This window comes from Streptomyces sp. NPDC007162 (genome assembly GCF_040634175.1).
In the GTDB taxonomy this organism is placed as follows: domain Bacteria; phylum Actinomycetota; class Actinomycetes; order Streptomycetales; family Streptomycetaceae; genus Streptomyces.
This window is the reverse complement of the sequence record NZ_JBEYFC010000384.1, coordinates 1-8899: the sequence shown is the minus strand read 5'-3', so window position 1 is coordinate 8899 and position 8899 is coordinate 1. Positions and strand designations below refer to the sequence as shown.

Genomic DNA, 8899 nt, shown 5'->3' with positions numbered 1-8899 from the left:
GGTGTGCATGAGTCAACTCGGTGCTGCGCTACGGGCGTGGCGGGACCGGCTGGACCCGGCGACGGTCGGCCTCGCACACGGCGCACCCCGTCGGGTCACCGGTCTGCGACGAGCGGAGCTGGCGACGCTGGCCGGCATCTCGGTCGAGTACGTGGTCCGGCTGGAGCAGGGACGGGTGGCGACACCCTCGGCGCAGGTCTGCTCGGCCCTGGCTCGCGCCCTGCACCTGTCCGACGACGAGCACGCGCACCTCATGCGCCTCGCCGGTCACGCAGCGGATCCGAGCCGGGTGCCACGGATGATCCCGGGGAGCCTGTACCGGATCGCGGACCAGCTCGCCGGCAATCCATTGGCGATCTACGACGCCACCTGGCAGTTGCTGCACTGGAACCCGCTGTTCGCGGCCACGTTCGGCGATCCCACGGAGCGCGGTGTGGGAGACCGCAACGTCCTGGTCTGGCAGTTCCTCGGTGAACTGCCCCGCATCCGGCATGGGGCCGAACGGGCGGCGTTCGAGGAGTCCCTCGTCGCCGACCTGCGCGCGACGACGAGCCGGTACCCCGACGATCCCGACCTCGCCGCGTTGGTGTCGAGGCTGAACCGCAGCCCACGGTTCTGCGAGTTGTGGAGCCGCCGAGCGGTGGGCGGTCACACGAGTGCGCACAAAATCGTCCAGCACCCGGAGGTCGGCGAGATCGCCGTGAACTCCGACATCCTCACCCTCCAGGACACGAACCTCCGCCTGGTGGTGTACACGCCGCAGACAGGCACCGATGCCCGCAGCAAACTCGAACTCCTTGCCGCCATCGGGGTCCAGCGGATGTCTCCTCAGGGATGAAGGCCCGCGTTCCGCCTCGTCCGGTGGACCGGGCTGCTGGGTGGTACGCGCTGTACCAGGAAGTGCCGTAGCTCCCGCCGGCCCTCCCGGGACTCCAGCATGGAGTGCGTGAACGGCGCACCACCGCGCTGTCCGGACCATGAGGAGCCAGCATGACCACCACATTCATCACCGGCGCCAACAAGTCCCTCGGTTACGAAACCGCCCGCCGCCTCATCGAGGCGGGGCACACCGTCCTCCTCGGTGCCCGCGACCGCGAACGCGGCCGGGACGCGGCCCAGTCGCTCGGCGCCCGGTTCGTTCAGATCGACGTGACCGACGACGCCTCGGTCCAGGCCGCGGCCGCGGATGTCGCCGCTCATGAGGGAACGGTCGACGTCCTGGTCAACAACGCCGGCGCCCTCGGCAAGGTCGGCCCCGTCGAGGACTACACCGCGGCCGACATGAGCGCCGTACTCGACGTGAACGTCGTCGGACTCGTGCGCGTCACCCACGCCTTCCTCCCACTGCTGCGCAGGTCGCCGAACCCCGTCATCGTCAACGTCTCCAGCGGCATGGGCTCCTTCGCCGTCACCCAGGACCCGGAGCGGATCGAGTCCCAGTACGCCCTGCCCCTCTATTCCGCCTCGAAGGCCGCGGTCACGATGCTCACGACGCAGTACGCCAAGGAACTCAAGGACGTGAAGGTCAACGCCGCGGACCCCGGGCAGACCGCGACCGACTTCACGGGCGGCCTCGGACACAGCGTCGCCGACGGCGCAGAGTCCATCGTGACCCTCGCGACGATCGGCCCCGACGGACCGACGGGACAGTTCATAGACCGATCCGGCAACCTCCCCTGGTGAAGCGGGGGACGGCAGGCAGGCGGCGCTCGCCGCGTTCAGCGCGGTCGGGGTCGGCGGCCTCACCCGCTGTCGAGCACCGGCTCGTGAGCACCGACGGTACGGCCGGGCGGATGCCGGGAGGGGGGGCTGCGCCATCCGGGGTTCGTCCGTCCCTGGATGCGTCCGCGCACCGCGCTCAGACTCAGGGAGGCAGCGCACCACCGCGCAGTTCGGACCAGGAGGAGCAGGCATGACCACCCCGTCGCACCCCTACGTCACCGTGCTGTGGGAAGCCCGGGCCAAAGCCGGGAAGGACGCCGCGACGAAGGCGTTCATGACAGCCGCCGTCCTTACGCCGCCGACGTGCAATCACCGTTACGGAACAGCCGTAGCGTCGAAAACATTGGCCGGTTGTCGCAGCAGTTGTTCGGTGAGGCGTTCCTTGGCCAGGGCGAGGTGGCGCCGGTAGGTGCCGTAGGGCACCCCGAGCCGTCGGGCGGCGGCCCTGTGGGTGCGGGAGGCCGTGACGTAGGTGGCGGTGAGAGCCTCGTGGGCCTTGACGCCCGCGGGGTCGGTCTGGATCGCGTCGAGGGCGGTGATGATGGCGTCGCGCAGGTCCGCGGCCGGGTCCGGTGAGCCGTGCGGTACGAGGTGGGAGTGCAGCAGGTCGCTGGTGGCGAATTCCCGGGGGGTGTGCCAGGTGCGCAGTGCTTCGAGCACGCCTTCCGCGAACCCCGCGCGCGCCGGCCGGTCGCCCGGGCCGCGCGTGGCGGCAGCAGCGGGCCATGTCGCTACGGGTGTGACCGCGGTGCGAGCCCGGTGCTGCACCCACTGTTCCATTGTCTGCCGTCGCCAGTCCCGGCCGAAGATGTGCTGTTGCCGCCCGTCGACATTCACGGCCGCGACCTTGGGCATCCCGGCCTCGGCGAGGTAGCGCCCCCACCGGTCGGCGTCCTCGAAGACGGTGAAGGCCACCGCGCGTCCGTGGGCCCTCATCTCCTCGCCGATGGTGCGCCGGCTGATGAGCTCCATCAGGGGTGAGGGCCGCTGGTGCCCGCCGGGTTGCACCGCGAAGCGGCGGATGCCCAGGTGTTCGCCCGGCCGCAGGGGAGCGGCCGCCTCCACGAGGTCCCAGACTGCCGCGATCACCGGGTCCGCGGCGCGATCCTGGGGCAGCGGTGCGTCCAGCCGCAGGACGGCCATGAACGACACGGGTACGGGGGAGCCCGCGCAGCGGTGGACGCGGAAGGCCTCGGGCTGGCGGCGCACCCAGTGCGCGACCGCGGTCGCCGATGCCGGGCCTTCCGCCTCCTCGGCCATGCGCAGCAGGCCGGGCACGTCTTCGGGCCGCAGGGGAGTGTCTTCGATGTGCGGGTGCGTCCGGTAGTTGTACAGGTCGTCCGGTCCGCCTTGGTGGCGGAAGAGGAACATCCACTCGGCGACCCGCAGGGGCGCGTCGTCTTCGGCAGCGGAGCGTACGGCCTGCAGGCCGGCGAGGGAGATACGGACGCGTACGTCGTCGTAGCGCTCGGGGTCCCGCCAGCGCAGGTCGGCGGCGAGGATCGCCCGCACCGCGTCGTGCGGGTGCAGTCCCTCGGGGGTGGCCTCGAGGTAGGGCAGTTGGCGCAGCCAGGAGAACACCCTGTCGGTGTCCTCGTCGCCCAGCACCGCGCGCAGCAGGGGCTCGCGGGTGACGTAGGCCTGGGCGATGACCTCGAGGGCGCGCCGGTGGACGGCGCTGGGCAGGTCGCCCACGAGCCGTTCGACCAGGGTGGTCAGGACGTCGCCGGTCGGCTCCCACGGTGCGCCGGGTGCGGCCGGGGGCACGGAGGCGGCGAGCGAGAGGACGAGCGGGCTGCCTCCGGCGAAGGCGACGTAGGCGCCGCGCTGTTCGGCGGGGACACCCCGGGCGGCGAGCAGGGCGTGGGACTGGGCGGTGTCGAGCGGCCGAACGGCCAGTGCGGTGAAGAGCCGCGCCCACCCGGGATCCAGCGACCACTCGGGGTCGGGGGCGACCCGGCCGGCCACGACCACGACCGCGTGGTCGGCGAGCCGCGGCAGGAAGGTCTCGCGCAGCCATGCCTCGAGTGGCTGGCACTGCTCGAAGGTGTCGATGAGCAGCACCGTGCCGGGTACGGCGCAGGCCGGGGCCGCGGCCTCCTCGAGCCGGCGCGGATCGGAGTCGAGGAACCGTCCGTCCACGTGCGTCACGCGACGACCGGTGAGCTCGGCCTGCCGGGCGGCGTAGCGCAGCAAGGAGGTCTTGCCGATGCCGCCGGGACCGTGGAGGTAGGCCACGAGCGGAGCGTCCGCCGCGCCCGACAGCATCCGGTCGAGCACTGCCCGCTCCGGTTTCCTGCCCACCAGTGCACCGGTTCGCGCCGCGGCCAACCGGCCCGCCAGTCCTGCCGCTTCCAATCCCCGCTCTTTTCTGGCTCTGTCCTGCCTCCACGCTCGGCAGGAAACGGATGCTGGGGACTCGCCGCGACCCTGCGTCACCGGGCTGGATCACGTCGGCCTCTCACGTGCGGTGAGCGTCGGCCAACGGCCGGGCTCACCGGCCCTGCGTGCTACAGGAACTGCACAGCATGCGGTCCGGCGCACCCGGGACGGATCCTCATCGGGGATCAAGAGTAGGAACGGTCGCATGGAGGAAGCGTGTACGTTTGCGCCACCAGATGGGATTCCGGCGACATCTTCATCGGCGTCATCGGCGTCATCGGCGTCATCGGCGCGGAGGACACATGAGCAGCAGGCCGCGTTTCCATGGTCCGGGCGACAGGGTGGGCACGTTCACCGTCGACGCCAACTCCACCGGCACGGGCCGGGGAGCGTGGGAGCCGTTCATCGACACCTGGAACGACCGCATGGGAGACCTGTACCCCCTGCCGGAATTCAGCACTTCCACGATCGAGGGCTTCCAGGGAACGATGCGCTCGGTGACCCTGCAGGACACCGCCGTGAACGAGCTCTGGGGCTCCTCCCCCGTGAGCACCCGCGCAGTCGGGCGACACGAGCACGACGAGATCAGGTTGTACGTCGGACTGCGCGGCGCGGTGGCCCTGCAGGACCCGCACGATCAGGGCGGTGACGCGCACGTCTCGGCCGGCACCTACTTCATGCACCACGTCGTGACGGAGAACCACTTCCACACCACGCCCGAGATCGGCACCCGCATCTTCATCTTCCCCGGCGACGCCCTGCGGCACCTGGTCGCCGGGAAACCACGCGTCGGCCGGGCCGCTTCGCCCGCGGCGCAGATCCTCATGGCACACACCACCATGGTGCAGCGGGTGGTGAGCGGCCTCAGCCCGGCGGCCGCGCATGCGTCCCGCAACGCCCTGCTCGAACTGGCCAAGGGGCTGGTCCTCGATCACTTCGACGACCGTGAGCCCACCTTCGTCCCGGCACTGGCCCAGGCGGCCAAGGACCTGGCCGATGCCCGGCTCACCGAAGCCGACCTGTCGCCGGCCACGATCGCCGCGCATCTGCACGTCTCGGTCCGCACCCTGCAGCGGGCCTTCGCGCGTCTGGACGAGTCGTTCAGCGCCTATATCCGCCGCCGGCGCCTGGAGGAGGCGGCCGCGGTGTTGACGGCCCCCGGATCACACCTCACCGTCTCCGAGGCCGCCGCGCGCTGGCACTTCACCGACAGCAGCCACTTCATCCGTGCCTTCAAGAAGCACTACCAGGCAACACCGGCGCAATTCGCCCGCCGACCGGCCTGACGCCTCGGTCCCTCTCCGCCCCGTGCCGGTTCACCGGCGACTGCCGGGGCCGCCCCGGCGTCTCGCCGCATCCCGTCGCGCTGCGGTCCTCGGGGCTCCCACGACTGTCGAGTCCCTATGCCCGGCCTTTACGGCGGCGGGACGCGGCCGAGCGAGGCGGCGTCGCGCGCATATGGTCGCGTACCGGCGCCAGCAGGTCGGCGAGAGCCTTGACGTCGTCGCGTGAAAGCGGCTCGAACAGCAGGCCGCTGACCACCTCGACGTGACCCGGCAGCACCCTCGCAAGCAGCTCACGCCCGGCGTCGGTGATGGTGACGGTGATGCTCCGCTCGTCGTCCGGCGACGGAGCGCGCACGACCAGGCCCCTCTTTTCGAGTAGATCCACCTGGTAGGTCAGGCCGCTGCGGCTGTAGACGACGCCGTCGGCCAGGTCGGTCATGCGGTGGCTGCCCGTTGGCGAGTCTCCGAGGCGGGCCAGCAGCTGGAACTGCACATAGCTGAGATCACCGGTCTCGCGCAGCTGCTGCTCGACCGCATGCCGGAGCAGGCTGGTCACCTCGATGAGGTCGAAGTAGGCGCCGAGCTGTACGGGGTCGAGGGACGGCGGTGCATCAGACATGACCCGAGTCTACTGCTTCGAATTCGAAGAGTATGGCGCACCGCCGTGACCTCGTGAGCCCCCGCCGTGGGCAGTGTTGGGCCCGACTGAGCACCGCAGGACATGGAAGCCGGGCGGCAGGGCGGCGCAGGGTTGCGGAGAGGAAGGCGGCGCCGCCGCCCACGAACCCCGAGGATCGGCCATGAGCATCCCGTATCTCGCGCAACGCGAGGACCAGCAGCAGCTCGAGTGGATCGCCGGGAGCGTCTTCAGCGTCCTGCTCGACGCCGAGGCGACCGGGGGCCAGCTGACCGTCGGCCGCTTCGACGTCAGCAAGGGCGAGGCGCCGCCGTACCACGTGCACAACAACGAGGACGAGGTCTTCCTGCTCCTGTCCGGTTCGGCGCTGGTGTGGGCGGACGGCGTGGAGCACGAACTGCGGGAGGGCGGCATAGTCTTCCTGCCCCGGCGCATCCCGCACGGTTATCGCATCACCTCCGAGAAGGCGGACCTCCTGCTCATCTCGACCCCCGGCGGACTGGAGAAGATGTTCCGCCACGCGGGCCGTGACCTTCGCGAACCCCGCCCGGAGGGCTTCGAGATCTCCCCGCACCTGCTCGCCGAAGCCGCGGAACTGTCCGGCAACATCGTCCTCGGTCCTCCCCGGTGAGGGCACCACGGCCCGGCCGTGAGGCAGCAGCCATGAGCACGTTGCCGGGATGAGCACCGCCGCGTGGACTCCGGTGTCCCTGGCCGTCGTGAGTGCCGGTGCCGGCCGACCGCGCCCCACCCGCCTCCTCGCGGACTGGGCCGCCGAGGCCGTGTGCCGGTCGCTGGCGGCCGGCGGTGCGCGCGCCGAGGTGGAGGTGGTGGAGTTGCACCGGCTGGCGGCCGACCTCGCCGAGCACGCCGCCCACGGCCGCGCCAGCCGCGACCTGCGGGAGGCGATCGCGGCTGTCGTGGCGGCCGACGGGCTGGTGGTGGCGACCCCGGTGCTCGCTGCATCCCCGAGCGAGGTGTTCGACTCGTTCTTCGCCGTCCTGGGTGACGGAGTCCTCTCCGGCATGCCGGTGCTGCTGGCACTCGACAGCAACGCCCACCGGCAGCCGCCCGACCTCGCGCAGGTCATACGCAGGCGCCTGACCGGCGTACACGCCGACCCCGTGCCCACGGTCGTCGTCGCAGGCCCCGCCGACCGGCAGGCCACGGCCCGAAGCGACGCGGGACGGCTGCACGACCGCATCGACCGGGCGGCCACCGAACTGGCCGCGGCGATGCGCTCCCACCGGAGGTGACCGACACCACTTGCTTCGAATTCGAAGCAGAGGTACCGTCACCACAGTGCTTCGAATTCGAAGCACCTTGGATCGCAGTGAAAGTGAGAACCGAAATGAAGGCAGTGCGTTTCCACGAGTACGGCGACCCCGGCGTCCTGCGCTACGAGGACGTGGAGCTTCCCGTCCCCGGGGCCGGTCAGGTCCGCGTCCGCGTCGCCGCCACGACGTTCAACCCTGTCGACGGCAACATCCGCGGTGGCTTCATGCGCGGCCCCATCCCGGTGGAGCTGCCGCACACGCCCGGTATCGACGTCGCCGGCACGGTCGACGCGCTCGGTGAAGGCGTGACCGGCCTCGCGGCCGGTGACCAGGTCGTCGGCTTCCTGCCGATGGACAAGCCCGGCGCCGCCGCGCAGTACGTCCTCGCGCCGGCCGAGATCCTCACGGCAGCGCCGAAGAGTCTCCCCCTGGCCGACGCCGCCGCGCTTCCCCTCGTGGGACTGACCGCCTACCAGGCCCTGTTCGACCACGCCAAGCTGACCGCCGGGCAGCGCGTGCTGATCAACGGCGCCGGCGGCGCGGTCGGCGGCTACGCCGTGCAGCTGGCCAAGAACGCCGGCGCCCACGTGATCGCCACGGCCGGCCCGCGCAGCGCAGAGGCGGTCACGTCCGCCGGTGCCGACGAGGTCATCGACCACACGACCACGGGCGTGCCTGACGGGGTGGCCGAGCCGGTCGACGTGGTGCTCAACCTCGCCCCGGTCGACCCGGCCGAGCTGGCCGCGCTGGTCACGGTGATCCGTCCGAGCGGCGTCCTGGTCAACACGACCGTGTGGATGCCCGCCCCCTCCGACGAAGACCGCGGCGTGCGGGGCATCGACCTGTTCGTCCGCAGCGACGCCGCCCAGCTGGCGCAGCTGGTGGCCCTGGTCGACTCCGGCGAACTGCGCGTCGACGTCGCCGAGCGGGTGCCGCTGGCCGAACTGCCGACCCTGCACGCTCGCGCCGCCGAAGGCGCGGTGCACGGCAAGGCCGTCGTCGTGCCGCCCACCGTCTGACTCCGGAAGGCGGGAACCATGTCGCTCGGCCTGGATCCCGAGATCGCCGCGGCGCCGGCCCCGACGGCCTGAGCAGTCATCACGGTCGGCACCACGGCACGGGCCGACCCCGGCCTACCGGCTCGCCTCCGCTCGGGCGCCCCGCTCAACCAGGCCGACCCGGCCCCCTTCTACGGCGGCGAGCACCGCGGCCACACCGACTGCCCCACCCTCGCCGCGGCGTCCGCCGGCGGTGCCGAACGCACGAAACGACGTTCGTCCTGGTATCGGGAGCGTGGCTCGGGGAGTGGAGCCGGCATCCGGTCGCGCGCATCCTGCGGGAGCACGGCCATCGTGTGCACACCGTCACGCTTCCCGGCCTGTCCTACGGCAGCTCTCCGACCGGACTGCGGCTGAGCGACGCCGTCGACCATGTCGTCGGTCGGCCACAGCTGGGGCGGCTACCCGGTCACCGGCGCCGCGCAGGCACTGGCCGACCGCGTACGGCGCGTCGTCTGCTACAACGCGGTCGTACCCGAGCGGGGTGTCTCGACGGCCGAGGAGAACGAGGCGTACGGCGTACTCATACGCGAGTCC

At 71.5% G+C, this 8899-nt stretch carries 8 protein-coding genes; 6 read left to right on the top strand and 2 right to left on the bottom strand.

The window, feature by feature from the left end; genetic code table 11:
- Together ABZ646_RS33260 and ABZ646_RS33255 are read left to right on the top strand one after the other, a co-directional pair.
- A partial coding sequence (locus tag ABZ646_RS33260; protein WP_360527230.1) for a helix-turn-helix transcriptional regulator occupies positions 1 to 838 on the top strand: 838 nt, incomplete at its 5' end.
- Between the two features lie 152 nt (positions 839 to 990).
- On the top strand, positions 991 to 1683 hold the full coding sequence (locus tag ABZ646_RS33255; RefSeq protein ID WP_360527227.1) for an SDR family NAD(P)-dependent oxidoreductase: 693 nt from the start codon (positions 991 to 993) through the stop codon (positions 1681 to 1683).
- A 354-nt stretch (positions 1684 to 2037) separates the two neighbouring features.
- On the opposite strand, the gene ABZ646_RS33250 is transcribed toward ABZ646_RS33255, so the two are convergent.
- The gene (locus ABZ646_RS33250) at positions 2038 to 4026 is read right to left on the bottom strand and encodes an ATP-binding protein (protein WP_360527224.1); all 1989 of its coding nucleotides are present in this window, start codon (positions 4024 to 4026) and stop codon (positions 2038 to 2040) included.
- A gap of 380 nt (positions 4027 to 4406) precedes the next feature.
- Between ABZ646_RS33250 and ABZ646_RS33245 the strand changes: the two genes are divergently transcribed.
- Positions 4407 to 5390: a helix-turn-helix domain-containing protein gene (locus ABZ646_RS33245; protein ID WP_360527221.1), complete on the top strand. Its 984-nt coding sequence runs from the start codon at positions 4407 to 4409 to the stop codon at positions 5388 to 5390.
- 115 nt (positions 5391 to 5505) lie between these two features.
- On the opposite strand, the gene ABZ646_RS33240 is transcribed toward ABZ646_RS33245, so the two are convergent.
- Entirely contained in the window at positions 5506 to 6009 is a 504-nt protein-coding gene (locus tag ABZ646_RS33240) for a MarR family transcriptional regulator (protein WP_360527218.1), read from the bottom strand.
- Between the two features lie 181 nt (positions 6010 to 6190).
- Between ABZ646_RS33240 and ABZ646_RS33235 the strand changes: the two genes are divergently transcribed.
- From ABZ646_RS33235 to ABZ646_RS33225, 3 genes are all read left to right on the top strand, one after another.
- Positions 6191 to 6658 carry a cupin domain-containing protein gene (locus ABZ646_RS33235; RefSeq protein WP_360527215.1) on the top strand — a complete coding sequence of 156 codons (468 nt, stop codon included), beginning with the start codon at positions 6191 to 6193 and terminating at the stop codon, positions 6656 to 6658.
- A 49-nt stretch (positions 6659 to 6707) separates the two neighbouring features.
- The gene (locus tag ABZ646_RS33230) at positions 6708 to 7283 is read left to right on the top strand and encodes an NAD(P)H-dependent oxidoreductase (RefSeq protein ID WP_360527212.1); all 576 of its coding nucleotides are present in this window, start codon (positions 6708 to 6710) and stop codon (positions 7281 to 7283) included.
- Between the two features lie 95 nt (positions 7284 to 7378).
- On the top strand, positions 7379 to 8323 hold the full coding sequence (locus ABZ646_RS33225; protein ID WP_360527209.1) for an NADP-dependent oxidoreductase: 945 nt from the start codon (positions 7379 to 7381) through the stop codon (positions 8321 to 8323).
- Positions 8324 to 8899 lie beyond the last annotated feature (576 nt).